We start from the raw sequence: 24,310 nt of genomic DNA on the forward strand, positions 1-24,310 counted from the left end.
CCGGTACGTCGTCCTGCGGGATGACCACCCGCAGGCTGACGCGGCCGGCGCAGCCGCCCGTTACCGTTCGACGCGTGACCGCTCTCCTGCTGACCCGACGGATGCGGCCGGTGGACCTGTACAGAGTGGACGCCCTGCTGGCGGTGGCCGTCGGTGGGCTGCTCTGCCCGTACGCGGCACTGGAGTCGCCGCTGCACGGCGGCGTACGCGAGCCGCTCTGGGCGTCGGTGCTGGTCGGGCTGGCCCTCGGGCTGCCGTTGGCCGTCCGGCGTCGGTGGCCGATGGCGGTGGCCGTCGTGATCAGCTCGATCGCCACCGTCGCCCTGATCAGCGGTGTGATACCCAACTTCGCGGCCGCCGCGCCGGCGTTCGCCATCGGCCTGTCCTTCTACACGGTGGCCGTGGCGACGCCCACCCGCCGGTCGATGCTCTGCGCCGCCGGTTGTCTCGCACTGGTGAGCGTCGCCCTGGTGCTGACCGCAGGTGACCTCTGGTCGCGGACCGGGGCTGTCGTCTACGCCGCCGTCATGGTCGCACCGGCCTGGGTGATAGGTTGGCTGATCCGGGAGCGACGCGCCCTCGCCAGCCGGCAGAGTGACCAGCTGGTCCGTCAGGCCGCCACCGAGGAGCGGTTGCGGGTGGCGCGCGAGCTGCATGACGTGGTGGCGCACACGCTGAGCCTGATCGTGGTGAAGGCGGCAGTCGCCAACCATGTCGCTGAGGCCGATCCGCGCGAGGCGGGCGCCGCGCTCCGGGTCATCGAGCAGACCGGCCGGACCGCGCTCACCGACGTACGTCGGGTGCTCGGCATGCTGCGCGAGGACAGCCCGTACGCGCCGACGCCAGGGCTGGACGAGCTGCCGGTCCTCGCCCGGCAGGCGGCGATCGGCGGCGTCGACGTGCAGCTCGACGTGCGGCGGGAGGATCCGGCCGGCGCGGTCCCGGAGTCGGTGGGCCTGGCGGTGTACCGGATCGTGCAGGAAGCGGTGACGAACGTGGTGAAGCATGCGGCACCGGCCGCCTGCCGGGCCACTGTGACGGTCCGGCCCGACGAGGTGCGGGTGGAGGTGACCGACGACGGCCAGCGGCCGATCCTGCTCGGCACGGAGGGGCACGGGTTGGTCGGCATGCGGGAACGGGTGGCGTTGCACGGCGGGCAGTTCCGCGCCGGCCCACGCTCCGGCGGTGGCTTCGCGGTGACGGCCAGCCTCCCCTACCGGGTGGCCGCGTGATCCGCGTGCTGATCGCCGACGACCAGGCGTTGCTGCGTGGCAGTTTCCAGCTGCTGGTCGACCTCAGCCCGGACTGCACCACAGTCGGTGAGGCGGGCACCGGCGCGCAGGCTGTCGCACTGACCGAGCAGCACCGGCCGGATGTGGTCCTGATGGACGTCCGGATGCCGGAGATGGACGGCATCGAGGCGACCCGGCGGATCTGCGCCGACCCGGCGACGGCCGGCACCCGGGTCATCATCCTGACCACGTTCGACCTCGACGAGTACGTCTACGGGGCGCTGCGCGCCGGAGCGAGCGGGTTCCTGCTCAAGGACACCCCACCGGCGGACCTGCTGACCGGGATCCGGGTGGTCGCCGCCGGGGAGGGGCTGCTCGCGCCGACGGTGACCCGCCGGCTGATCGACGAGTTCGCCAGGCAGCCGGAGCCGACCCGGCCGCTGCCCCGCCAGCTCGACGGGGTGACCGATCGGGAACGGGAGGTGCTCGCGCTGATCGCCCGGGGCCTGTCCAACGCGGAGCTGGCCGCGCACCTCAACCTGAGCCAGGCCACCGTCAAGACGCACGTCGGGCGGCTGCTGACCAAGCTGGCGGTACGCGACCGGGCGCAACTGGTCATCGTGGCGTACGAGACGGGTCTGGTGAGGCCGGGCGGCCTACGCTGAGCGGGTTGCCCGCACCCGAGGAGGAGCCATGACCCGGTACGTCGCCCTGCTGCGCGGGGTCAACGTCGGCACCACCCGGCTGGCGATGGCCGACCTGCGCCGGATCGTCACCGACCTCGGCCACGAGGACGTCAAGACGTACCTGCAGAGCGGCAACGTGGCCTTCGGCAGCACGGTGCGCGACGCGGAGAAGCTGGCCGCCGGGATCGCGCGGGCGCTCACCGACGAGCTGGCATTGACAGTGCCGGTGCTGGTGCGCAGCGGCCGGGAGTTGGCGGCGATCGCCGGCGGCAACCCGTACGCCGACCGATCGGACGACCCGACGCGACTGCTGGTGGCCTTCCTCGCCACCGCACCGAAGAAGTCCGCTGTGGACGCCCTCACCGTGCCCGGCGGCGAGAACGTGTCGTTCACGGTGACCGGCCGGGAGGTGTTCCTGCACTACGTCGACGGCGGTTACGGGCGGTCGAAGTTCACGAACGCCTACCTGGAGAAGAAGCTCGGCGTGGTGGCCACCTCCCGCAACTGGAAGTCGGTGCTTGCCCTGGCGGAGCTGACCGCCTCCTGACCTCAGGTGGGGGCCGCGGCTCGGCGACCCCCACCGGAGCTGGTCAGAAGTGGTACGCGGTCTCGTACTCGGGCACCAGCACCCGGCTGCGCGGCGAGATCCGGCGCACCGCAGCGATCATCTCGTTCAGCCGGGTGCGGTCGGTCGGGGCAACCGGCGGCGGGTTCTGCAACACCGTCTCGAAGTTGTCGTAGTGCACCGGCACCACGACCTTCGGGTAGTCGAGGCCGGCCAGCAGCCGGGGCAGGTAGTCGCCGGTGGTGGTGGCGTTCTGCATGGCCACCATCGCCACGTCCGGCGCGAGGCCGGTGAGGTTCCGTTCGGCGACGTCGCTGGCCCCGGTGAAGTAGACCGAGGGGCCACTGTCGACCCGCATCAGGTAGCCCAGCGTGTCGCCCTCCGGCAGGTCCGCGATGGTGGCCGGCTGCGGCGGCGGGGTCACCCGCACGCCGGGGAAGGCCACCGAGTACGACGGGTTGCGGCTGTGCAGTGAGCCGACCACCTCGACGCTGTGGTCGCCGAGGTCCAGCACCTCCCCACCCTTCACGGCGCTGAGCTGCGTCGACGGCAACCCGTAGGCCAACCCCAGGTGGTACGCGGTGAGCGTGCCGAACACCCGCGCGCCGGTGCGTTTGGCGATGTACGGCACGTCCATGAAGTGGTCCCAGTGGGTGTGCGTGACAAGCACCGTCATGGCCCTGTCGACGCGCGGGTCGATCACGTCGGTGCGCACAGTCAACCGGGTGTCCGTCCGGAAGGCGCCGGTGAACAGTCCGGTGTCGATCCGGCTGAGGAACGGGTCGACGAGGACGGTGCGGTCGCCGATGTCGACGCGCCAGCCGGCCGTACCCCACCAGCGGAAGCTGACCGCCCCCTTGCGGCGGGCGGTCGGCGTGGGCGCGGCGGCCGAGGGCGTGGCCTGGGCCGGGGTGGCGACGCCGGCGGCGAGGCCACCGGCGGAGGCCAGTGCGGTGGTGGCGGCGGCGTCGCGCAGGAAGCGGCGACGGTCGAGACTGGGCATGCGGATCTACTCCCCGTGGTCGGGCGATGTGTCGACCACGAGCAAATCAGCGGCACCCGAGCGCGGTCCAAGATCAAGGGCAGTCGGCTACGATACGTAGGCGGATATCAAGCCTGCTCGGCGGGGGTGCGGCGACGCTCGGAGGTGCGCGAAATCAGTCGCCGCGCAGCGCCTCCACGGCCGTCCGGGCGGCCTCCCCCATCGCCAGGTCCACGTCGATGCGGCGCGGGGTCAACTCCTCGGCGCGGGCGAAGACGGCTATCGCGTACCGCCCGCCGTCGGGGTAGTCGGCGACGCCGGCCTCCAGGTGGAACCCGGGCAGGGTGCCGGTCTTTCCGGAGACCCGGACCCCGGGCGGGAAACCGGCGGCCAGCCGGGTCCAGAAGATCTGCCGGGCCATCCAGGCGCGCACCATCGCGCAGGCCGCCGCCGGCCCGGCCTCGTCCCGCCAGATCAGCGTGAGCAGCCGGGTGATCTCCCGGGCGGTGCTGGACGTGGTGTGCGCGGGGTCGAAGACCCGCATGGCCCGGACCCGGTCCGCCGGCAGCGTGGGGAAGATCCGGGCGAACTCCGCCTCGGTCCGCGCGCCCACGTCGGCGAGCATCGTCTCGACCAGGTCCCGAGGACCACCGAGGACGCGGGTACGGCTCAGCCCCAGCTCGACGGCGAGCATCGGCAGCAGGTCCGGGCCGACCCGGCGCAGCAGCAGGTCGGCGGCCGTGTTGTCGGTGACCGACATGGCGAAGTACGCGAGATCGCGCAGCGACACCTCGGCGTCGTCGGCGCAGCCGGCCAGACCCCACCCGCCGAGCCGGTCGGCGGCGGTGACCAGGACCCGCTCGGTCGGATCCAGCTGACCGGCATCGACCTGCCGGGCGAACTCCAACACCAACAGGATCTTGAAGATCGAGGCGATCACCACCTGCTCGTCGGCCCGCACCCCGACCTCCCGAAGACCGCCACCCGGTCCGCCGCCCTCGACGGCGCGCAGGTCGACGGCGTCCAGGTCGACGACGTGCAGGCTGGCCGTCACCCCGACGGCGGCGAAGATGGCCCCGATGCGTTCCTCCACGTCCACGCCAGCACGGTATCCAGCGCCGCCGTGCCGGCGCTGGCGTAGGGTCCCGGCCGTGGACCTGCTCCGGCACCTGCGGCACTTCGTGGTGGTCGCACACGAACTGCACTTCGGGCGGGCCGCGGAGCTGCTCGGGATGGCCCAGCCGCCGCTGAGTCAGTCGATCCAACGGCTGGAACGGGAGCTGACTGTCGAGCTGTTCGACAGGTCCCGCCGCCAGGTACGCCTCACCACCGCCGGTGAGCTGCTGCTCGGCGAGGCGGAGGAACTGCTTGCCGGCGAGGGTCGGCTCCGCAGCCTGATGGGGCAGATCCGCGCCGGTGAGCTGGGTGTACTCCGGGCCGGCGTGCCACCGGAGACGCCCGCCGTGACGTTGCGCTCGCTGCTGGACGGGCTCAGCGCCCGGGCGCCCGGCCTAGACGTGGAGCTGCACGAGCTGACCACCGCCGAACAGGTGCGGATGCTCGCCGAGCGGACCCTGGACGTGGGGCTCGTGCACCACCCGGTGGCGGCGGACGGGCTGCGCTTCGGCGCCCCTGTCGACGTACCCCTCGGGGTGCTGCTGCCGCGGACCTCGCCGCTGGCCCGCGGCCGCGAGGTGACGCTCGCGGCGCTGACCGGTCTGGATCTGGTGGCCGCGCCCCGCGCCACCGCCCCCGGCTGGCACGACCACCTGCTGGCGGTATGTCGACAACACGGTTGGCGCCCGGCCCGGGTGCGCCCGGCCCGCAATCCGGAGTTCCTGTGCGGGCTGGTGCTCGCGGGAGGCGGGGTGGCGGTGGAACCGGCGGCGGTGGCCCGCCGGGAACCCCGGATGGCCTGGCGGCCGATCACCGACGCGCCGCTGGCGAAACGCACCTCAGCGGCCTGGCCGGACCGGTCGGCGCACCCCGCTGCGGCGATGTTCGGCCAACTCGCCGCGGAGGTGCTGGCCGACGCCGAGCCCACCGCGCCAGCGCCGCCCGCGACGTCGGTGCCGGCGGCACGGCCGTGGCCGGTGCTGTTCGACACGACCGGGTGAACCGATCGGCCGTTGTGTTCGTCACCCCCGGTTGGGCGGTGAATCGTCCACCCACCCGGGTATGGATGACAGGAAACGAAGACGCGAAGGAGCCGCAGTGGCAATCACGATTCCCGACATCAGCCTGAACGACGGCACCACCATTCCGCAGCTCGGCTTCGGGGTGTTCCAGATCGAGCCGAAGGACACCGTCGCGGCGGTGACCACCGCCCTGGAGGTGGGCTACCGGCACATCGACACCGCCGAGATGTACGGCAACGAGGCCGAGGTCGGCGAGGCGGTACGCGTGTCCGACCTCGACCGGAGCTCGGTCTACGTGACCAGCAAGCTGAGCAACGCCTTCCACCGCCCCGACGACGCCCGCAGGGCGTTCGACTCGACGCTGGCGGCGCTGAAGATGGACTACATCGACCTGTTCCTGATCCACTGGCCGCTGCCCACCCTGTACGACGGCGACTACGTCTCGACCTGGAAGGTGCTGGAGGAGTTCCAGCGCGACGGCCGGGCCCGCTCGATCGGCGTGTCCAACTTCCAGGTGTCGCACCTGGAGCGGCTGGCCGCCGAGGCGAGCGTCGTGCCGGCGGTCAACCAGATCGAGGCGCACCCGTACTTCGGCAACGACGAGGTCCGCGCCTACGGCCGTGGCCACAACATCCTCACCGAGGCGTGGTCGCCGATCGCGCAGGGCAAGGTGCTCGACGACCCGACGGTGGTCGACATCGCCGAGCAGCTCGACCGGACCCCGGCGCAGGTGGTGCTCCGCTGGCACGTGCAGCGCGGCGACATCATCTTCCCGAAGTCGACCACGCCGAAGCGGATCGAGGAGAACACCCAGATCTTCGACTTCGAGTTGGACGACGCGGCGATGGAGCGGATCACCGCGCTGGACAAGGGCGAGGCCGGCCGGCAGGGCCCGAACCCGGACACCTTCGCCTACCTGCCCAACTGACCTGGTCCGCCGAGGGGCGGGCGCCGCCGCGGTGGCGCCCGCCCCTCCCCCCGGGTGGCGACCCCCCTGGTCAGACGCGGCCCACGGAGTCCTGGTTCTGCAGCACCAGCCACCGGCCGTGCTGGTAGGTGTAGCTGACCCCGATCAGCAGCGGCACCCTGGTGCCGGTGGCCGGCACCGCGTAGACGGAGTCGAACAGCACGAACCCGGTCCGGCAGCCCACCACGGTCTGCTTCGCCACGCTGAAGGACTGGGTCCACGAGTCGTCGGCGAAGAACCCGCGCAACCAGTCCACTGTGGCCGTTTTGCCGTCGAGCACCTCACCGTCGGAGGCGAAGACGGAGGTGACGTCGGGGTGCAGCAGCGCGGCGAAGCCGTCCAGGTCGCGCCGTTCGGTGGTCTCCACGTACGCGCGGACGGCGCGGTCGAAGGCGCGCTCGCAGCCGCGGGCCGCAGCGTCGCCGGTTGTCGTGTCGGCCGGGCCCGGAGTGGCGGCCGACACCGCGGCAGGAGCCGCTGCCAGCAGGCCGGCGGTGAGCCCGAGCAGGGCGATCGTGCGGCCGAGCCGGCCGGCGGGACGGGCGGAGGCAGGTGGGCGCATCGGTTCTCCTCAGGACGAGTGGTTGTGCCGTCGCAGCCAACCTGACCCGCCGCGCCACCGACCAGTGATTCGAGCCAGCTCGAATGCTGACCACACATCGACGTCCCCGCTTGTACGATCCGCGCTGTGATGGTCGCGCATCTGGACGGTTCGAGCCTTGCCCGGCTCCGGTTGGCGATCTCGCCGGCGTCGGAGGTGACGTCCTGGCTGCGGGCCACGCTGTCGCGCTTCGGGCACCCGGTGCACGGCGATCCCGGTCCGGCCGCCCGCGCCGCGCTGCGGCACCCCGACGTGGCCCTTGTCGCAGAGCTGATGACGCCGCCCGGCCGGCTCGGCTACACGCCGGACCTGCTCACGCCGAAGCCGCCGCTGGGCCCACTCGACACGGCCTTCGACCAGCAGTTGGCGGCCACGGCGGCGACGCCCGCCGACGAGGTGGCGGCGCAGGTGAACGAGCGGTTCCCGGCGGGCGGAATGCCGGCCCGGGTCCGCGCGGCGGTCGAGGACGGCACCCTGGCCCGGCGGGTCACCGACGGGCTGCGTCACTTCTGGCAGGCCGCGCTCGGCGAGCAGTGGCCGGCGGTGCGGGCCACGCTGGAGGCAGAGCTGGCCGTACGGGCCACCGCGATGGCCACCGCAGGAGTGGGCAGCATGCTCAACAGCCTGCACCCAAAGGTCGGCTGGACCGGCAGTTCGCTGACCATCGACAGCTCGTACCGGATCACCACAGCGCTGACCGGCGCGGAGCTGGTGCTCGCGCCGTCGGCGCTGGCCTGGCCTCAACTCTCCACGCAGCTCTGCGACGAGGGCAACGCCGTGCTGGTCTACCCGATCGGCGCCGGGCCGACGGACCAGCGCCGGGCGCATCGGCTCGGTGACCTGGTCGGTGCGAGCCGGGCGGCGATCCTGGCGGACCTGGACGTCCCCCGGTCCACCGGGCAGCTCAGTGAGCGACACCGGTTGGCGCCGGCCACCGTCTCCTACCACCTGGGGGTGCTGCTGCGCTCCGGCCTGGTGGTGCGCACCAGGGAGCGGCACAGCGTGCTCTACCGGCGGTCCGACCACGGGGACGGGCTGGTCGGCTGCTGGCCAGGTCAGGGCGCGACGCGCTCGGCGATCCGGTGGAACACCGCCTGGGTCGGCGAGTCGGGCTCGGGGACGTAGACGATCAGCCGCTGCTCCGTCTCCGGCACCAGCAACACCCGGCACTCGAACTCCAACGACCCCAGGCGGGGATGCGGCACCCGCTTGATCACGGGACGGCGCTCCTCCACCTCGTGCTCGGCCCAGAGCTGGGCGAACCGCGGCGACATGCCGAGCAGCTCGGTGACCAGATCACGGATCGCCGGGTCGGCCGGGTAGCGGCCGTAGGCGGCCCGCAGGTCCGCCACCGTGCTGTGCACGAAGCGGCGGGCGTCGGCATCGGTCCAATGGCCCTCGGTGACCGGCTGCCGGAACGTCCAGCGGATCATGTTGCGCTCCGCGTCCGGCACGGCCGCGAGATCCCCCAGGAAGTACGTGGCCATGCGGTTCCAGGCCAGCACGTGGTACGCGGCGTCGACGAGGTACGCCGGGGTCTCGGTCATCGCGTCGAGCAGGTGCCGCAGCCCGGGAGTCACCTCCCGGCTCGGGCCGACGGTCGGCGGCGGGTTCTCCCCGGCGATCCGGAACAGGTACTCGCGCTCGTCCCGACTCAACATCAGCGCCCGGGCCATCGACGCGAGCACCTGCCGGGACGGGTGCGGCCCACGGCCCTGCTCCAGCCGGATGTAGTAGTCGATCGACATCCCGGCGAGCTGGGCGACCTCCTGCCGGCGCAGCCCGGGGGTGCGCCGGCGTTCGCCCTCGGGCAGCCCGACCTCGGCAGGGCGCAGCCGGGCGCGGCGGATCCGCAGGAACGCCGCCAGTTCGTCACGCCGCAGGCCGCCGCTCGTCATGCCCCCAGCATGCCCCGACCCGGGCCGGCCAGGGTGGTACCACCGGTCCCAGCCTCGGCCCGGCTCTCCCCGGACGCCGTCGGCACGGACACGCTCGACGGCATGACGAACATGATCGCCCTGATCACCGGGGCCAACAAGGGAATCGGCTTCGCCACCGCCCGGCAGCTCGGCGCCCTGGGGATGACAGTGCTGGTGGGCGCCCGGGACGCCGAGCGAGGTCGGGCAGCCGAGCGGGAACTGCGCGACGGCGGCGCGGACGCGGTGTTCGTGCCGCTCGACGTCACCGACGCCGAGTCGGTGACCGCTGCCGCGAAGTGGGTGGAGGCGGAGTACGGCCGGCTGGACGTGCTGGTCAACAACGCCGGCATCATCCTCGCCGACGGTGCGCGGGGGCTGCCCAGCGAGACGACTGTGGCGACGATGCGCCGGCTGTACGAGACGAACGTCTTCGGGGTGGTGGCGGTCACCAACGCGCTGCTGCCGCTGCTGCGCCGGGCACCGGCCGCCCGGATCGTCAACGTCTCCAGCGAGGTCGGCTCGATCGCGGTGATGACCGACCCGAACGGCGCGCTGTTCGAGTTGACCTCCGTGCCGTACCCGTCGTCGAAGGCGGCGCTGAACATGCTCACCGCGATGTACGCCAAGGAACTGCGGGACACCCCGATCACTGTGAACGCGGCGAACCCGGGCTACTGCGCCACCGACCTGAACGGCAACAGCGGCTTCCGCACCGCCGAGCAGGGCGCCGAGGTGAGCGTGCACCTGGCGACCCTGCCGGCCGACGGGCCGAACGGGCTGCTCTGGGGCTTCCAGATGGACGGCGGCGGTGGGTACGGCGTGCTGCCCTGGTGACGATGAGCGCTTGACCTGGAGTGCGCTCCAGCCGGCACTGTGACCTGTGCGCCCACCGGTAGGGCGCACGAGAGGAGACCCCCATGCGGTACCGCACCATCGGCGCCGACCCGGCGACCCGGCGCGAGGTCAGCGTGCTCAGCCTCGGCGCGATGCTCTTCGGCAGCGCCACCGACGAGGCCACCTCGTACGCGATCCTCGACCGGTACGTCGAAGCCGGCGGCACGTTCATCGACACATCGGACAATTACGCGTTCTGGGTGGACGGCGGGCAGGGCGGGCAGAGCGAGGAGTTGCTCGGCCGGTGGCGGCGCAGCCGGGGCGTCGGTGCCGAGATCGTCATCGCCACGAAGCTGGGCGCCCGACCGCTGGCCCCGGGGACCAGCTACCTGGACAACGCCGAGGGCCTCTCGGCCAAGGTGATCCGCGAGTCGGCGGAGCGCAGCCGGGAACGGCTCGGGGTGGAGCGGCTGGACCTGCTCTACGCGCACATCGAGGACCGGACCGTGCCGCTCCAGGGAACCGTGGAGGGCTTCGCCGAGCTGGTCGCCGAGGGCACTGTGGGTCTGCTGGGCGCCAGCAACCACCGGGCCTGGCGGGTGGAGCGGGCCCGCGCGTTGGCCGCCGCCGCCGGCCTGCCCGGGTACGAGGTGCTCCAGTACCACCGCAGCTACCTGCCGAACCGCACCGACATGGTCAGCGAGCTGGACCCGGACGGCGAGCCGGGCGGCGTCAGCGGTGACCTGCTCAGCTATCTGCGTGCCGAGCCCGAGCTGACCCTGGTGGCGTACTCGCCGCTGCTCAAGGGGGCCTTCACGCGGGCGGACAAGCCGCTCAGCGCCGCGTACGACCTGCCGAGCGCGCCCCGACGACTGGCCGCGCTGCGGGAGGTGGCCGGGCAGACCGGCGCGACGGTCAACCAGGTGGTGCTCGCCTGGTTGCTTGGCGGCGACCTGCCGTCCATTCCGCTGGTGGGCGCCTCCTCGGTGGCGCAACTGGAGGAGAGCCTGGCAGCGGTCGATCTGGAGCTGACCGCCGAGCAACGGCACCGCCTCGACACCACCTGGTGACAGTCACCAGCCGCCCCGCCGACCTCAACTCCCGGTCGGTGGGGCGGTCAGGTCGAGCTGCCAGTCGTTGGCGCGGATCAGCTGCCCCGGCGGGTATTCGAAACCGGTCTCACCCAGCAGCGTGAAGCCCGCCTTGCGGCACACCGCGTTCGAGGCGGGATTGTCGACCGAGGGGTAGGCGTGGGCGTAGCGCCGGTCCCCTCGGGCGCGGGCGACGTCCACCACCGCGCGCACCGCCGCCGTGGCCAGCCCCTGCCCCCGGTACGTGGGCAGCACCGCCCAGCCCAGCTCGTACACCTGTTGCTCGCGCCACTCGCGGCCCCAGTAGCCGACGCTGCCCGCCCGTGCCCCGTCCGGCAGCACCAGCGTGAACATGCAGCCCTGCCCGGTGTCGGCGAAGTGCACGTACCGGTCGTGCCTTGCGAGCACCTGCTCGTCGGTCTCCGGGCCGCCAGTGTGCTTACGGGTCTCCGGTGAGTTGAGCTGCCGCAGCAGGTCGAGGTCGTCCTCGTGCCACGGCTCGATGCGTACCTGTGCCATCCCGCTTCCCCGTTCGTCGACCCCCAGTCAAGCCGATCCCACCGACATTTCGCCTCGAACCCCGCCCGCTAGATCGGATCTAGCGGGCGCGTGTCGTCACCTCGCGCCTTCAATGTGGAAGGGGGTGGCCATGACACAGTTGCGGATCGCCGTGATCGTCGGCAGCACCCGGGAGGGACGGGTCGGCGACCGGCTCGCCCACTGGTTCGTCGAGCAGGCCGCCCGGCACGACGACCTGGCGGTGACGGTCGTTGACCTGACCGAGTACGACTTCCCGGCCTCCTACCCCGCCGAGCCGACCGCGTCCATCCGGGCGTTCGTCCGCGAGGTGGGCCGGGCGGACGCGTTCGTCGTGGTCACCCCGGAGTACAACCACAGCTTCCCGGCACCCCTGAAAGAAGCCATCGACTACGCGTACGACGAGTGGCAGGCCAAACCGGTCGGCTTCGTGTCGTACGGCTGCCGGTCCATTGGACTGCACGCGGTCGACCAGCTACGTACCGTCTTCACCGCCCTGCACGCGACGACGGTCCGCGACGTCGTCGGGATCGACCTGCTCGCCGGCGAGCCGACCGCCCAGTGCACCGACGAGCTGCAACGCGACGTCGGCGTCCTGCTCGACCAGCTGCGCTGGTGGGGTCTGGCACTGCGCGACGGCCGGGCGGCACGGCCCTACGTCTCCTGAACACGCCCACCACGAAAGGTAAGGATCATGAGTAGACGCACCACCGGTCTGGCCATCGAGGCCGAAGGGCTCACCCGCTCGTTCGGGGACACCCGGGCGCTGGCCGGCATCGACCTCCAGGTGCCCGCCGGCACCGTCTACGGCCTGCTCGGCCCGAACGGCGCGGGCAAGACCACCGCGGTCCGGGTGCTCGCCACGTTGCTGCGACCCGACGGCGGCTCGGCCCGGGTCTTCGGGCACGACGTGGTCACCGAGGCCGACAAGGTCCGTTCCCGGGTCAGCCTCACCGGCCAGTACGCCTCCGTCGACGAGGACCTGACCGGTACGGAGAACCTGGTGCTCCTCGCCCGCCTGCTCGGCCTGCGCAAGCCGGCCGCACGGGAGCGCGCGGCGGCCCTGCTGGCCGCGTTCGGGCTGACCGAGGCGAGCGACCGCCAGGTGAAGAAGTACTCGGGTGGGATGCGGCGACGCATCGACATCGCCGCCAGCATCGTCAACACCCCGGATTTGCTCTTCCTCGACGAGCCGACGACAGGTCTCGACCCGCGCAGCCGCAACCAGGTGTGGGAGATCGTCCGGGCGGTGGTGTCGCACGGCACGACGGTGCTGCTGACCACCCAGTACCTCGACGAGGCCGACCAGCTCGCCGGGCGGATCGCGGTCGTCGACCACGGCCGGGTGATCGCGGAGGGCACCCCGGGTGAGTTGAAGTCGTCGATCGGCTCCGGCACCGTCCACCTGCGACTGCGCGACCCCGCGCAGCGCCCCGATGCGGAGCGGGTACTCCGCGAGGCGCTCGGCGTGCCGGTGCAGCTCGCCGCCGACCCGATGGCGTTGACCGCCCGCGTCGGCGAGGCCGGCACCGACCTCGACGCCAGCGCCCAGGCCGCTCGCGTGCTCAGCGACCTGGCCCGCGCCGGCATCGTGGTCGACAACTTCTCCCTCGGTCAGCCCAGCCTGGACGAGGTCTTCCTGGCCCTGACCGACCACCCCGCCGTGCCGACCGACGAGCGCGACGACGAGCTGGAGGCAGCCCGATGAGCGACACCACGACCACCACGACCGAACGGGCGCCGACCGTCTACGTCCCGTCCGCCGAGGCGCTGGCGACCGTGCTCGCGCCCGGTGCCCGACCGCCCCGGCCGAGCGCGCTGGGCGCGTCGCTCACCTTCGGCTGGCGGGCCATGCTGAAGATCAAGCACGTGCCGGAGCAGCTCTTCGACGTGACCGCGTTCCCGATCATCATGGTGCTGATGTTCACGTACCTGTTCGGTGGCGCCCTCGCCGGCAGCCCGCGTGAATACCTGCAGTTCTTTCTGCCCGGCATCATGGTGACCAGCGTCGTCATGATCACCATGTACACCGGCGTCGGCCTCAACGCCGACATCGAGAAGGGCATCTTCGACCGGTTCCGGACGCTGCCCGTCTGGCGTCCGTCCGCCCTGGTCGGCATGATCTTCGGCGACATGCTGCGCTACATCCTCGCCGCCGTGGTGATCCTGGGCCTCGGGCTGGTGCTCGGGTTCCGGCCCGAAGGCGGGGTGATCGGTGCGGCCGCCGGGATCGGGCTGCTGGTGGTCTTCTCGTTCGCGTTCTCCTGGGTGTGGACGTTCTTGGGGCTGGTCCTGCGCAGCGAGAAGTCGGTGATGGGGGTCAGCATGATGGTGCTGTTCCCGCTGACGTTCCTGAGCAACGTCTTCGTCGAGCCGAGCACCATGCCCGGCTGGCTCCAGGCGTTCGTGAAGGTCAACCCGGTGACGCAGCTGGTGGCCGCCATCCGGGGAGCGATGAGCGGCGAGTCGGACCCGTCGGCCACGATGTGGCTGCTGCTCTGGAGCGCCGGCTTCGTCCTCGTCTTCGGCACCCTGACCATGTACAAGTACAACCGCCGCTGACCCTGGTTCGAACGACGGGCGCCGCCACGGCCGTGGCGGCGCCCGTCCGTTGTCGGCGTGTCGGTCGACGGTCAGACGACCGCCGGTACGTCGACTCGTGTGACGCCGCGCAGGTGGACGACGTCCCGGCTGGGTGGCGCGCCGAACTGGCGGCGGTATTCACGGCTGAACTGGGACGCGCTCTCGTAACCGACGCGGCTGCCCACCCCGGTGATGTCGTTGGGGTGGGTGGCGAGAAGCAGCCGGGCCTCCTGCAACCGGATCTGCTTCTGGAACTGGATCGGGCTCATCGCGGTCACCGCCTGGAAGTTGCGGTAGAACGCCGACACGCTCATCCCGGACAGCCGGGCCAGATCCTCCACCCGGAACGCCTCCGCGTAGTGGTCGCGGATCCACCGCACCGCGCGGGCGATGTGGCTGAGGCTGCTGTCGGCCAGGCCGAGCTGCCGGACCGCGGCACCCTGCTCCCCGCTGAGCAACAGCCAGAGAATCTCCCTTTTGATCAGGGGCGCGAGCACCGTGACGTCCCGGGGCCGGTCCAGCAGCCGAAGCAGTCGGACCACCGCGTCGCCGAGCTCGTCGGGAGCGTCGCTGACCACCATCCCTGACGGTGCCCCGCCCGGCAGGGACGGGAGGTCGCCCGGCGCCGCCTGCAACAGCAACTCCGCGATCGTGGCCGGGTGCAGCAGCAGCCCGAACCCCAGAGCCGGTAAGTGAGCACTGGCCTGGGTGAAACGGCCGGTGACCGGCAGATCCACCGACGCCACAAGGTACTGGCCGGCCCGGTACTCATACACGCGATCGCCCAGCGCCATCTGTTTCGCGCCCTGCGCGATGAGCGCGAGCACCGTGCCCGACATCGAGGTGGTCGGAGCGGTTCGCTGGTCGACCTTCGAGATCAGCACACCGTCGATGGCGGTGGACATGTCCGGGCGCGCGTGGCGGGCCAGCAACGCCCGAAGCTCATCGAGGTACACGGGGCAATTCAAGCAGATGACCGATGCTCGCCGCAACGAGAGGATCAGACAAGTACAGGAGAGCATCGGTCTAACGTTTTCGCTGGTGGCGGTGCTCTCATTGAAGTGTCAGTTTTCCGAGATCGCAGCAAGAGCGCGACGATTAGGAGTCACTTCGATGACCGTTCACCACGGTTTCCAAGCCACCATGACCGCTCAGCCGGGCAAGGCAGACGAGCTGATCAAGCTGTTGCTCGACGCGCCGTCCCTGCCCCACCCCGACTGCGTCGTCTTCCTCGTGGCCCGCTCGGCCGCCGACCGTGACGTCGTCCACGTGATCGAGGGCTGGACCAGCGCCGAGGCGCACAGCGCGTTCTTCGCCGGGGAGCAGGCGCAGGCCCTGGTCGCGAAGCTTCAGCCGCTGCTGGCTGGCGACTCGACGTACACCGACGCGGTGCCGGTGGGCGGCAAGGCCACCTTCTGAGCCAGCGACCACACCCCGCCACCCCGACCCGTACCAGCGAAAGGATCCTGATGAACCTCCCCCGACCGGGCATCGACCCCGAGTTGCTCGTACCCCTGACCGAGTTGCCGCACATGCCACCCCTCGGCCCCGAGGTGATCGAGCAGCTACGCCACTTCCCGCAACCGTCGATCGAGACCCAGCTGGACGGCCGCGCGATCTCCCGGCGCGAGGTCGCCGTGCCCGCCAGCGACGGAGTTCCGATCCCGCTGTCCATCTTCAGCCCCACCGACCGTGCCGCCGGGGCGCCCTGCGTGTACTGGATCCACGGCGGCGGGATGATGTGGGGCGACCGCTTCTCGAACATCGACATCCCGCTGGAATGGCTCGACCGGTTCGGTGCCGTCGTGATCTCCGTCGACTACCGGCTGGCCCCGGAAGCCACCGGTACGACCCTGGTTGACGACTGCTACCAGGGCCTGCTCTGGGTGGCCGAGAACGCCGCTGACCTCGGCATCGACCCGGCCCGCATCGTCGTGGCCGGTGCCAGCGCCGGAGGTGGCCTGGCCGCAGGAGTCACTCTGATGGCTCGCGACCTCGGCGGCCCGGCCATCGCCGCCCAATTGTTGTCGTGCCCCATGCTCGACCATCGCAACAGCAGCACCTCCAGCCTCCAGTACAGCGGGCTGGACGGCGTGTGGACCCGGGAGATGAACGAATTCGGGTGGCGCAGTGTCCTCGGCGATCACACCGGCGAGAACGTCTCCGCGTACGTCTCACCCGCCCTGGCTGACGACCTGTCCAACCTGCCGACGACCTACATCGACGCCGGGACGGCCGAGGTGTTCCGCGACGAGGACGTCACCTACGCGACCCGGATCTGGGCCGCCGGCGGCCAGGCCGAGCTGCACGTGTGGGCTGGCGGCTTCCACGGATTCTCGGCGCTGTTCCCGCACGTTCGCGTCTCCGACGCGGCACGGCGCACCCAGGCCGACTGGCTCGCCCGAGTTCTGGAACCCGGCCCTGACCTCAAGGACTGAACCCGACCCATGGCCGGCGCTGACCAGCCGGCGCGCCGGCCATGGGTTCAGAGCCGCCAGGGCGGCGGCTCGGGCGGCAGGTAACGACAGGTGCTGCCGGTGGAGACGGACTCGCGCAGGTGGCCGGCCAGTGCCGGGTGTCTGTCGTCGAGCTTGCGTAGCGTGTCGCGGATTCGCGCGGTCACCGTTTTGCGGGCCCGCTCGGCCTCGTCGCCCAGGCGGCGGCTCCGGCCGGCGAGGCCCGCCGCGGCACGCAACTCGTCGAGCAGGGCGCTCCGCTCAACGTCCAATGCGGACACCTTGCGATGGTCGTCGCGTGCGGCGGCCCGGTCGATCTCCTCGTCGAGGCGTGCCAGGTGCCGCCGGTAGCGGGCCTTCGCCTCGTCATCGAGGATCGGATCACCACCCATCCGCCGGGCGGCGACCAGCTCCGGGCCGGCGGACGGGTCGAGCAACTCCACCGCCGGCACGTCGCTGCCCGGCGTACTCAACAGCAGGTGCAGGTCGTGCAGACCCTTGGCGTCGGGCAGATGCACCACGACACCGGCGTACGCGAGTTGCCAGACCGGCCCGTCGCGCCGAAATTCGTACCCCTCGCCGGCTGGCGGGACCGCCGTGGCCTGGCCGGGCACGGCAGCCTGGCCTGACCCGGCGTTGGCCGGCCCGACGCTCTGACCCGACGCGGAAAGCTGGCTCGACCCGGGAAGGCGGCCTGGCCCGGTGAGCTGGCCTGGCCCGGTGAGCTGGCCTGGCCCGGCTGCTGCGGCCGGCGCGATAGCCTGACCCGGCGCGACGGCCTGGCGTGCGGTGGTGGTCTGCTCGGCCGCGTCGGTGGGGGCGGGTTCGGCGACCCGGTGCAGCACCTGCGTCATACCGAGAGCCGCTGCCTGCTGCGCGGTGGTGGCGCGCAGTGCGGCCAGCGTCGCGGCGTCGCCCGGGTGGCCCCGGCCGGCGAGGGCGTTCACGAGACCGGCACGGGCGATGAGCGACCAGGTACGGGAGCCCAGCCGGTCGGCGGAGTCACGGGCGGCGGTGAAACCGGCGATGGCGTCGTCCCAGCGTTCCTGAGCGCAGTCGATCAGCCCCAACCAGTGGTCGACGGGGCCGCTGATGTCGCAGCCGAAGAGCCCGACCATCCATTCGCCACTGTGCGGGGCGAGCGCGGCCCGCGCGGCGTCGCAGCGCTGCGGGTCGGCGGACGCGGCGGCGGCCTGCGCGCGGAGCCGGAGCCAGAGCGGCGACACCGGGCGCGGGTAGCGGATGGCGGCGGCCTCGATGCCGGCGGTCAGCCGGACCGCCGTCTCGCCGTCGCCCCGCTCCGCCGCGGTGATCGCCCGCAGCAACTCCTGATAGGGGTAGTCGATTGGGGCCAGCGCGTCCAGCACGGCCTCGGCCTCGGCGAACCGACCCTGGAGCAGCAACCGGGACCAGCGGAGGTGATGGCCCATGAACCCGAACTCGGCGTGGCTCGGGTCGGTCTGGTCGTCGAGGACGGCGAACCGCTCGTCGGCCTCCGCGAAGTCACCCCGGAAAGCCGCGATGATCCCGCTGTCGATGGCGGCCGCGATGCGGTGCCGGGTTGCGTCGCCGTGCCGGTCCACGCTGACGAAGGTGGTGAACTCCTCGTTGAAGTGCGGGTCGCCCAGCTCCAGCAGCGCCACCCAGCGCAACGAGGTGGCCCACAGCTCGGTCTGCCGGTCTCCGGTCCGGCGGGCCACCTCCCGGATCTCGGCGGTCAGCGCGGCGCGGGCCGTCGCGGTGCCCAGCCCCCAGGTGGTGTCGTGGCGGGCCCAGAGGCTGAAGGTGAGCGCCTCGTCGTCCTGCCCTCGACGGGCGATCGTCTCGGTGGCGGTGATCAGGTCGGCGACCAGCGCGCCGACCGACGCGTCGGGGGCTGGTTCGCCAATCAGTTTCCGGTACGCGTCGCGCACCAATTCCGCCGCGTCGATCGGGTGAGCGATCTCCACCTGACGGGCCCGGTTCACGATCAGGGCGACGCGGGCCAGCAACACCGGGTCGTCGAGCGTGCGAGCCAGCGCACCGGCCTCGGCGAGCAGTGCCGCGGCCTCCTCCTGGCCGGCGTGGTGATATTGCGCCTCGCCGAATTCGACGAGGATCCGCACGCGTTGCTCCGGGTCCTCGACGACCTCCAGCGCCCGACGGAAGTGCACCGACGCCTCGTCGGCGGCCAGCCGGACGAACGCGTCCCGTCCGGCGGCGACCAGCAGCGTGGCCACTCGCGCACGGTCGAGTGCGGGCCCGGCGAGGTAGGCGTGGCGGGCGAGGTCGGCCGGGATCAGCTGATCGGTGAGCTCCCGCAGGTCGTCGACCGCCCGGACGACGGCGCCGTGCCGCGCCTGCCGCTCGTCGTGGGACAGCCCGTCGTAGAGGGTCTCCCGGACCAGGTCGTGAGCGAAGGCGAACCGGCCGCCGCCCCGCGCGACCACCAGCCGGGCGGTCACCGCACGGTCGAGCAGCCGGTCGACCTGCGCCACCGGGGCGGCACCGCAGGCCGCCAGGACCTGACGGTGGAACTCGCGGCCCAGCACGGCCGCGACGGTGAGCGCCTCGACCACGGCCGGCGGCAACTGGGCCAGGCGGCGGCGCACCGCTTCCCGTACGCCGGGTGCGATGGTGCCGGCCGCGTCGTCGGCGTGCCACAGCCGGGCGGTCTGCTCGATGAAGAACGGGTTGCCCCCGGTGCGCCGGTGCACCTCGTCGACGAGGTCGTCGTCGGGTTCCCGCCCAGCGGTGCGTGCCATCAGCGCGGCCACCTCGTTGCGGGCGAGACCGGTGAGGGTGATGGTGGTGGCCTTCGCGACCAGTGGCATCAGTAGGGGGCGCAGCCGGTGCTCGCCCGACTCGACCTCGGCGTCGCGGTAGGTGCCGACCAGCAGCAACCGCTCGAACCAGGTGTGCTGGGCGGCGAAGCTCAGCAACCGCAGTGAGGCCGGGTCGGCCCAGTGCAGGTCGTCGAGGACGACCATGACCGGCCGCTGCTGGGAGACCGCGACCAGCGCGGCGGTCACCGCGTCGTACAGCGCGAACGCCTCCTGGTCGGCGCTGTCCGTGTCGACGCCGGCCCAGCTGGTGAGCCGCTCGGCCTGCTGCTTGCTGGTGTCGGTCTCGCCGAGCAGTGCCGCGAGGGCCGGCTCGGCGTCCGGCCGCGCCACCGCCCAGTCGTCGACGGATCGACGCAGGCCGCGCAGCACCTGCACCCACGGCCAGTAGCCGGGGGCGCTGTCGGAATCCCAGCAGGCGGCGCCCAGCACCAGCGCGCCGCGTTGCCGGGCGTCGCGGGCTGCCGACGTGACGAGGGTAGTCTTGCCGATGCCCGGCTCGCCGGTCACCAGGACGAGGCCACCGTGGCTGGTGGTGGCACGATCCAACTCGGCGCGGAGCAGGCCCGCGGGATGATCCCGCCCGATGATGGCGTCGCCGCGCCGCGCGTCCATGGTTTCCAGACGGTACTGCAACCATCCGACAGCGCGAGCGAGTTAGCCGTCCAGCCTCCTCTCCTGGCCTCGGGAAGCGCAGGCGTTGACCGGGCGCTTTCGAGCTGATGTCGCCCCCTACCTGTCCCTAACATTCCCTATCTGTGTAGGATAGGGAACGATGATGGAGGACATGTACTCAGTTGAGCAGGTCGCTGACCGGCTCGGCCTGCACGTGCGGACGGTGCGCGGCTACATCCGCTCGGGCCGACTCCGGGCGGTGCGGATCGGCAAGCAGTACCGGATCGCCGCCGGCGATCTCGACACCCTCACCGGGCAGACTCCGGCCACCACCCCCACCAGGGGCCAGGCGGAGGTGTCGAGCATCGTGCAGGTCGACGGCGTCGACAGAGCCGCCGCCGACCGGCTCGGCACGCTCGTGCTCACCAGCGCCAACACCGGCCACGACCAGGCCAACCCACTGCGGGTGCAGACGGTGTACGACGAGCACCGTCACCGCATGAAGATCATCATCCTGGGTGACCCGGCCGCCACCGCCGAGTTGCTGCACCTGCTCGACGCCGTGCTCAACGCCGACAACGGTCTACTCGACCGGGAGGTCCACGATGCCTGACGAAATCCAGGAACGCGCCGGAGTGCCGGTGCTGGTCTGTGACCCCGACGGCCCGCCACTGGCCACCGAGCAGGACGCGCTGGACCTGATCGGCGCGGCGTTCCTCGGCGCCCAGGTGGTCGCCGTGCCCGCCAACCGGCTCGACGAACGCTTCTTCTCACTGGGCACCCGCTTCGCCGGCGACGTGATGCAGAAGTTCGTCAACTACCGGCTGCGACTGGCCGTCGTCGGCGACATCTCGGCGCAGCTCGCGGAGAGTTCCGCGTTGCGCGCGCTGGTGCACGAGTCGAACCAGGGCGGGCACATCTGGTTCCTCCCCGACCTGGACGCGCTGGACGCCCGGCTGCGCGCCACCGGATAGCCACCTCACCTGTCGAGCGCGACCGCCATCTCCACCGCGTCCGGCTCCACTCCCCTGACCCGAGCCTGCTCGGCCGCCCAGCGCAGGTAGGCCAGCCACTCCTCGGATGACCACCCATTGCGGCGGCCGACACCCGCCTCGGCCGGGAGTTGGCTGGCCACGACACGGTCGAGGATCAAAGGCTGCACACCGCCCACCCCACGCCGGTAACCGGCGAAGTAGAGAACCTTCGTGAACAGGCCCGGCCCCAACCACGGCAGACGAGCGTGATCGGGGTCGCGAAAGCGGCGGTAGGCCGTAGACAGCGCGGCCTCCTCGGGCGCTGGCGTGGACACCTCTTCCAGCGCGTACGCCAGGCGTTTGCCGTCCGGGTCGGCGTCGAGCGACCTGGCGGCGCGCCACGGGCCGTACCCGATGGGTCCGTAGGCCCAGACCAGCACGGCCGTCAGCAGTTGCCGTGGGCTCGCGGACCCCGCCCGGTAGGCGTCGGCCACCGCGAAGATGTCGTGCCGCCAGAGCTGACCGCTCGCTGGCAGGGAATCGGGCCACACCTCCGGTGGTAGCCCCGCCCGCCAGCGGTCGACGTTGACGGTGACCGGGGCTCGCTCGCCCGGCAACACCACACCTTTGGTCGTCTGCATGGTCGCCTCCCTCGGAGCGCGCGCTCGCGGAACTCCGTGGTTCGGACGCTAGGGCTGGGCGCTTCCACCTGCCGCCCGCCGACGGCAAATCGCGGTATCGACTGCGGGGGCGCCTGTCTTCCGGGCAGCCAGCATCCGGCGGGGTCGTGACCGTCGCACTGTTGACCTACGGTGCTCCCGTGCTTCCCCGAAACGCGAAGATCCTCGATCAGGTCCGCGCCGAGGCGACATCCCCGCTGCCGACGTGGAGGTTGGGGGCCAACCCCTCGGGCTGGTCCGGCTACGACGGGCCGGTGCGCGGTGGTGGGCCACCCGACCATGGTGACTGGGTGGTGCTGGCCGAGTTCCACGGCGGCAGACAGGGCGGCGCGAGCATCCACTGGGTGATCCAGCGTGCCGACCTGAAGGAGCGACGCTTCGACCAGGCCAGCGTCCTCGTCTACTGGAATCCGTGACTCCGCTCGCTCCCGTGAGCGTCGAGGGCTCAGGACTAGCCGCACAGTGACCGGGTACGCGCGATCCATGGGTAGCCACAAGCAGAACAAACACGACAGCGGCGGCGAGTCGGCGCGAGGCCGGCGACATTCGGGCAGCGGCGCTCCGGGCCGCCAGGGCTCGCCCGTGGAGCACTCACCCGACCAACGGCACCGCCGTACCGCGACCGGCCCGGCCGGCACCGAACGCGACCTGGGCCGGGCCAAGGTCTCGGGCGACGGGCGGATCCAGCGCCAGGGCGGCTCCTGAGCCGACCACTCAGCCGGTGCAGCGGCTCGCCACGTTCGCTGGGCGGCTGCACCGGCTGATCGGTTTCTACGGCGTGGCGCAGATGGCGTACGCCGTGTCGGACCAGTTCCCGGCGAACGCGTCCTCCTCGTACGCGCCGGACGCGGCGGACGTCGGGGCGGTCGCGGGGCCGCCGTTGGGGCGGAAGTCGTCCACGATGCCCTCTCCGGTCACCCCGTTCAGCTCGTAGCCGGCACCGGTCAGCACCTTGCCGAGCGGGCAGGTCGCCGTGACGCTGCGGAAGTCGGTCGAGTTGCTGACGCTGGTTGTGGTGACCCGGACCAGGCCGGGCACCGGGTTGGCGCAGATCGCGTACGCCGTCACCGACCAGTTCCCCGCGAACGCCTCGGTCTCGTAGGCACCGACGGTGACAGCGGTCGGTGCCGTGGCCACGCCGCCGTTGGGGCGCAGGTCGTCGACGATGCCTTCGCCGGTGACGCCGTTGAGTTCGTAGCCGGTGCCGGTCAGCACCTTCCCGACCGGGCAGGTCGCCGTGACGCTGTGGTAATCGGCGGAGTCGCTGACGCTGGTCGCGGCGACCCGCACCAGACCGGGGACCGCGGCGGACGCCGGGCTCGCGGGGGCGAGCACCGCCCCGGCCGCGACAAGACCGAGCACGAGTACGGACGCTCGAGCGTCGAACCGCCGGGTTTCTTTCTGAGTACGCATGCGTTTCTCCCGTCTGAGGCCGGACGGGGCGGCAGGTGCGACGCCGACGTCAGGGCCGTTCGTGTTGACGGGTTCACGCTAGGTAGCCACCTGACCAGGCATTATCTCCAAGTTGACTACGTCGCGTAACAAGCTGGATCCGTCGTCGCTGTCACTGGACTGACGGACGATGCAAAGGCATCGATGCTTGTGCATACCATTCGGCTATGCCCGCTCGCCGCGTCACCGCCACCATCGCCCTCGCCGCGCTGGCGAGCCTGCTCGCCGTCAACGCCGCCCGCGCCGACGGCCCGGCGATCAGCACCCCCGGCACCCCGGTGGTGGTGGCCAACGAACCACATCAGCTGACGCTCAGCTGGGCACCCTCCACCTGGGTCGAGCCCGGGTCGGAGCAGCCGATCAACTACGAGGTGCAGGTGCCGCTGGGGCCCAACACGTACCGCTTCCTCGGCTCCACCACCGACACCACGATCACGCTGACCGACCTGGCACCCGGCACGACGTACCAGATCGCGATTGCCGCCCGCGCGCTCGGCGGCTACTCGGACACCTCGCCCACCACCACAGTGCGCACCGCCAGCGGCCGCGCGACGGTCAGCTACCTCAATCTCGACTGGTCCCCGACGAACAACCAGATCCAGCACCTCTTGAAGCTCACCAACACGGGCACCGAGCCGCTCGACCTGAGCACGGTGCAGGTGCGCTACCACCTGCGCTTCGAGGGCGGCAACACCTCGCTGGTGCCGAACTGCGACTGGGCCGCACTGGGCTGTGACCGGATCCGACAGACCGTGCAGTTCTTCATCCCGCCAGGCGGGCCGCCCGGCGGGATGACGACGACAGCGCCGCCGTACCCGGCTCCAGGGACGCCGGTCCCCGGCTGGGTGGAGCTGACCTTCACCGACGGCACGCTCGCGCCGGGCCAGTCGACCGGGCCGATCCAGCTGCGGCACCACCGGCACAGCTGGAGCACCATCGACGAACGCGACGACCCGAGCTGGCTCGCCGCCACCGGCCGATGGACCGAGAACGACCGGATCACACTGGACGTCGACGGGGTACGCCAGTTCGGCGACACGAACACCTGATCGTCGGCCTACCGTTGTCCTGACGGGCGTGATGCCGGTGAGTCATCACGATGAGTCACCGGCATCAGACACTCCTGGAACCGTCCGCCACTCGGCGCACCGCGTCGAGACCCTCCGCGTAGGCAAC

27 protein-coding genes are annotated in these 24,310 nt (G+C 71.6%); 18 read left to right on the forward strand and 9 right to left on the reverse strand.

Going from position 1 to position 24,310, the window contains the following annotated elements:
• Positions 1-74: 74 nt before the first annotated feature.
• Genes ABZU74_RS05155 through ABZU74_RS05165 form a run of 3 tightly spaced genes read left to right on the forward strand, consistent with a single transcriptional unit; the run spans position 75 to position 2,465 of the window.
• Positions 75-1,232, forward strand: coding sequence for a sensor histidine kinase (locus ABZU74_RS05155; protein ID WP_355418687.1), 1,158 nt, complete (start codon positions 75-77; stop codon positions 1,230-1,232).
• Positions 1,229-1,897 (forward strand): response regulator transcription factor, encoded by a 669-nt coding sequence (locus tag ABZU74_RS05160; protein ID WP_355418689.1) that lies wholly within the window; start codon positions 1,229-1,231, stop codon positions 1,895-1,897. Before ABZU74_RS05155 ends, ABZU74_RS05160 begins: the two co-directional genes overlap by 4 nt.
• 28 nt (positions 1,898-1,925) lie before the next feature.
• Positions 1,926-2,465, forward strand: coding sequence for a DUF1697 domain-containing protein (locus tag ABZU74_RS05165; protein WP_355418691.1), 540 nt, complete (start codon positions 1,926-1,928; stop codon positions 2,463-2,465).
• Between the two features lie 43 nt (positions 2,466-2,508).
• Here the strand turns inward: ABZU74_RS05165 and ABZU74_RS05170 are convergent, their stop codons facing one another.
• Both ABZU74_RS05170 and ABZU74_RS05175 read right to left on the reverse strand, forming a co-directional pair.
• The gene (locus ABZU74_RS05170) at positions 2,509-3,486 is read right to left on the reverse strand and encodes an MBL fold metallo-hydrolase (RefSeq protein WP_355418693.1); all 978 of its coding nucleotides are present in this window, start codon (positions 3,484-3,486) and stop codon (positions 2,509-2,511) included.
• A gap of 154 nt (positions 3,487-3,640) precedes the next feature.
• Positions 3,641-4,564: a serine hydrolase gene (locus ABZU74_RS05175; protein ID WP_355418695.1), complete on the reverse strand. Its 924-nt coding sequence runs from the start codon at positions 4,562-4,564 to the stop codon at positions 3,641-3,643.
• Positions 4,565-4,616: 52 nt separating this feature from the next.
• Between ABZU74_RS05175 and ABZU74_RS05180 the strand changes: the two genes are divergently transcribed.
• Together ABZU74_RS05180 and ABZU74_RS05185 are read left to right on the forward strand one after the other, a co-directional pair.
• Positions 4,617-5,582, forward strand: a complete 966-nt coding sequence (locus ABZU74_RS05180) for a LysR family transcriptional regulator (RefSeq protein WP_355418697.1) — start codon at positions 4,617-4,619, stop codon at positions 5,580-5,582.
• Between the two features lie 97 nt (positions 5,583-5,679).
• Complete coding sequence (locus ABZU74_RS05185; protein WP_355418699.1) at positions 5,680-6,531, forward strand: aldo/keto reductase; 852 nt, start codon at positions 5,680-5,682, stop codon at positions 6,529-6,531.
• Positions 6,532-6,601: 70 nt separating this feature from the next.
• Here the strand turns inward: ABZU74_RS05185 and ABZU74_RS05190 are convergent, their stop codons facing one another.
• Positions 6,602-7,132 carry a nuclear transport factor 2 family protein gene (locus ABZU74_RS05190; protein ID WP_355418701.1) on the reverse strand — a complete coding sequence of 177 codons (531 nt, stop codon included), beginning with the start codon at positions 7,130-7,132 and terminating at the stop codon, positions 6,602-6,604.
• 129 nt (positions 7,133-7,261) lie between these two features.
• Between ABZU74_RS05190 and ABZU74_RS05195 the strand changes: the two genes are divergently transcribed.
• Positions 7,262-8,296 carry a DUF5937 family protein gene (locus tag ABZU74_RS05195; RefSeq protein ID WP_355419137.1) on the forward strand — a complete coding sequence of 345 codons (1,035 nt, stop codon included), beginning with the start codon at positions 7,262-7,264 and terminating at the stop codon, positions 8,294-8,296.
• Here ABZU74_RS05195 and ABZU74_RS05200 read toward each other — a convergent pair.
• The gene (locus tag ABZU74_RS05200) at positions 8,227-9,069 is read right to left on the reverse strand and encodes a helix-turn-helix transcriptional regulator (RefSeq protein WP_355418703.1); all 843 of its coding nucleotides are present in this window, start codon (positions 9,067-9,069) and stop codon (positions 8,227-8,229) included. The two genes, ABZU74_RS05195 and ABZU74_RS05200, sit on opposite strands and share 70 nt — an antisense overlap.
• 102 nt (positions 9,070-9,171) lie before the next feature.
• Between ABZU74_RS05200 and ABZU74_RS05205 the strand changes: the two genes are divergently transcribed.
• Both ABZU74_RS05205 and ABZU74_RS05210 read left to right on the forward strand, forming a co-directional pair.
• Positions 9,172-9,924, forward strand: a complete 753-nt coding sequence (locus ABZU74_RS05205) for an SDR family oxidoreductase (RefSeq protein WP_355418705.1) — start codon at positions 9,172-9,174, stop codon at positions 9,922-9,924.
• A gap of 83 nt (positions 9,925-10,007) precedes the next feature.
• Entirely contained in the window at positions 10,008-10,994 is a 987-nt protein-coding gene (locus ABZU74_RS05210) for an aldo/keto reductase (protein WP_355418707.1), read from the forward strand.
• 24 nt (positions 10,995-11,018) lie between these two features.
• Here the strand turns inward: ABZU74_RS05210 and ABZU74_RS05215 are convergent, their stop codons facing one another.
• The gene (locus tag ABZU74_RS05215) at positions 11,019-11,534 is read right to left on the reverse strand and encodes a GNAT family N-acetyltransferase (RefSeq protein ID WP_355418709.1); all 516 of its coding nucleotides are present in this window, start codon (positions 11,532-11,534) and stop codon (positions 11,019-11,021) included.
• Between the two features lie 130 nt (positions 11,535-11,664).
• On the opposite strand from ABZU74_RS05215, the gene ABZU74_RS05220 reads away from it, so the two are divergent.
• From ABZU74_RS05220 to ABZU74_RS05230, 3 genes are read left to right on the forward strand one after another with little or no spacing between them, the layout of a single operon-like run.
• Positions 11,665-12,219, forward strand: a complete 555-nt coding sequence (locus tag ABZU74_RS05220; protein ID WP_355418711.1) for an NAD(P)H-dependent oxidoreductase — start codon at positions 11,665-11,667, stop codon at positions 12,217-12,219.
• 27 nt (positions 12,220-12,246) lie between these two features.
• Positions 12,247-13,260, forward strand: coding sequence for an ATP-binding cassette domain-containing protein (locus tag ABZU74_RS05225; protein ID WP_355418713.1), 1,014 nt, complete (start codon positions 12,247-12,249; stop codon positions 13,258-13,260).
• On the forward strand, positions 13,257-14,114 hold the full coding sequence (locus ABZU74_RS05230) for an ABC transporter permease (protein WP_355418715.1): 858 nt from the start codon (positions 13,257-13,259) through the stop codon (positions 14,112-14,114). The genes ABZU74_RS05225 and ABZU74_RS05230 overlap by 4 nt, the downstream gene beginning before the upstream one ends.
• A gap of 71 nt (positions 14,115-14,185) precedes the next feature.
• Here ABZU74_RS05230 and ABZU74_RS05235 read toward each other — a convergent pair whose 3' ends face one another.
• Positions 14,186-15,091: an AraC family transcriptional regulator gene (locus ABZU74_RS05235; RefSeq protein WP_355418717.1), complete on the reverse strand. Its 906-nt coding sequence runs from the start codon at positions 15,089-15,091 to the stop codon at positions 14,186-14,188.
• A gap of 157 nt (positions 15,092-15,248) precedes the next feature.
• Between ABZU74_RS05235 and ABZU74_RS05240 the strand changes: the two genes are divergently transcribed.
• Positions 15,249-15,554, forward strand: coding sequence for an antibiotic biosynthesis monooxygenase (locus ABZU74_RS05240; protein WP_355418719.1), 306 nt, complete (start codon positions 15,249-15,251; stop codon positions 15,552-15,554).
• Positions 15,555-15,604: 50 nt separating this feature from the next.
• The gene (locus ABZU74_RS05245) at positions 15,605-16,573 is read left to right on the forward strand and encodes an alpha/beta hydrolase (protein WP_355418721.1); all 969 of its coding nucleotides are present in this window, start codon (positions 15,605-15,607) and stop codon (positions 16,571-16,573) included.
• A 47-nt stretch (positions 16,574-16,620) separates the two neighbouring features.
• On the opposite strand, the gene ABZU74_RS05250 is transcribed toward ABZU74_RS05245, so the two are convergent.
• On the reverse strand, positions 16,621-20,028 hold the full coding sequence (locus ABZU74_RS05250) for an AAA family ATPase (RefSeq protein ID WP_355418723.1): 3,408 nt from the start codon (positions 20,026-20,028) through the stop codon (positions 16,621-16,623).
• Between the two features lie 172 nt (positions 20,029-20,200).
• Here ABZU74_RS05250 and ABZU74_RS05255 point away from each other — a divergent pair, with 172 nt between their 5' ends.
• On the forward strand, positions 20,201-20,641 hold the full coding sequence (locus ABZU74_RS05255) for a helix-turn-helix domain-containing protein (protein ID WP_355418725.1): 441 nt from the start codon (positions 20,201-20,203) through the stop codon (positions 20,639-20,641).
• Positions 20,634-21,002 carry a DUF4180 domain-containing protein gene (locus ABZU74_RS05260; RefSeq protein WP_355418727.1) on the forward strand — a complete coding sequence of 123 codons (369 nt, stop codon included), beginning with the start codon at positions 20,634-20,636 and terminating at the stop codon, positions 21,000-21,002. Before ABZU74_RS05255 ends, ABZU74_RS05260 begins: the two co-directional genes overlap by 8 nt.
• Before the next feature lie 5 nt (positions 21,003-21,007).
• On the opposite strand, the gene ABZU74_RS05265 is transcribed toward ABZU74_RS05260, so the two are convergent.
• Entirely contained in the window at positions 21,008-21,643 is a 636-nt protein-coding gene (locus ABZU74_RS05265) for a hypothetical protein (RefSeq protein WP_355418729.1), read from the reverse strand.
• 179 nt (positions 21,644-21,822) lie between these two features.
• On the opposite strand from ABZU74_RS05265, the gene ABZU74_RS05270 reads away from it, so the two are divergent.
• Both ABZU74_RS05270 and ABZU74_RS05275 read left to right on the forward strand, forming a co-directional pair.
• Positions 21,823-22,098, forward strand: coding sequence for a hypothetical protein (locus tag ABZU74_RS05270; RefSeq protein ID WP_355418731.1), 276 nt, complete (start codon positions 21,823-21,825; stop codon positions 22,096-22,098).
• A 67-nt stretch (positions 22,099-22,165) separates the two neighbouring features.
• A complete protein-coding gene (locus ABZU74_RS05275; RefSeq protein WP_030331398.1) occupies positions 22,166-22,387 on the forward strand; it encodes a hypothetical protein in 222 nt (73 codons plus the stop codon).
• Between the two features lie 66 nt (positions 22,388-22,453).
• Here ABZU74_RS05275 and ABZU74_RS05280 read toward each other — a convergent pair whose 3' ends face one another.
• The gene (locus tag ABZU74_RS05280; RefSeq protein WP_355418733.1) at positions 22,454-23,095 is read right to left on the reverse strand and encodes a hypothetical protein; all 642 of its coding nucleotides are present in this window, start codon (positions 23,093-23,095) and stop codon (positions 22,454-22,456) included.
• Between the two features lie 206 nt (positions 23,096-23,301).
• On the opposite strand from ABZU74_RS05280, the gene ABZU74_RS05285 reads away from it, so the two are divergent.
• Positions 23,302-24,183 (forward strand): cellulose binding domain-containing protein, encoded by an 882-nt coding sequence (locus ABZU74_RS05285; protein WP_355418735.1) that lies wholly within the window; start codon positions 23,302-23,304, stop codon positions 24,181-24,183.
• Positions 24,184-24,310: the final 127 nt, after the last annotated feature.

The sequence above is a fragment of the Micromonospora sp. NPDC005171 genome, from assembly GCF_040608575.1.
GTDB lineage: Bacteria > Actinomycetota > Actinomycetes > Mycobacteriales > Micromonosporaceae > Micromonospora.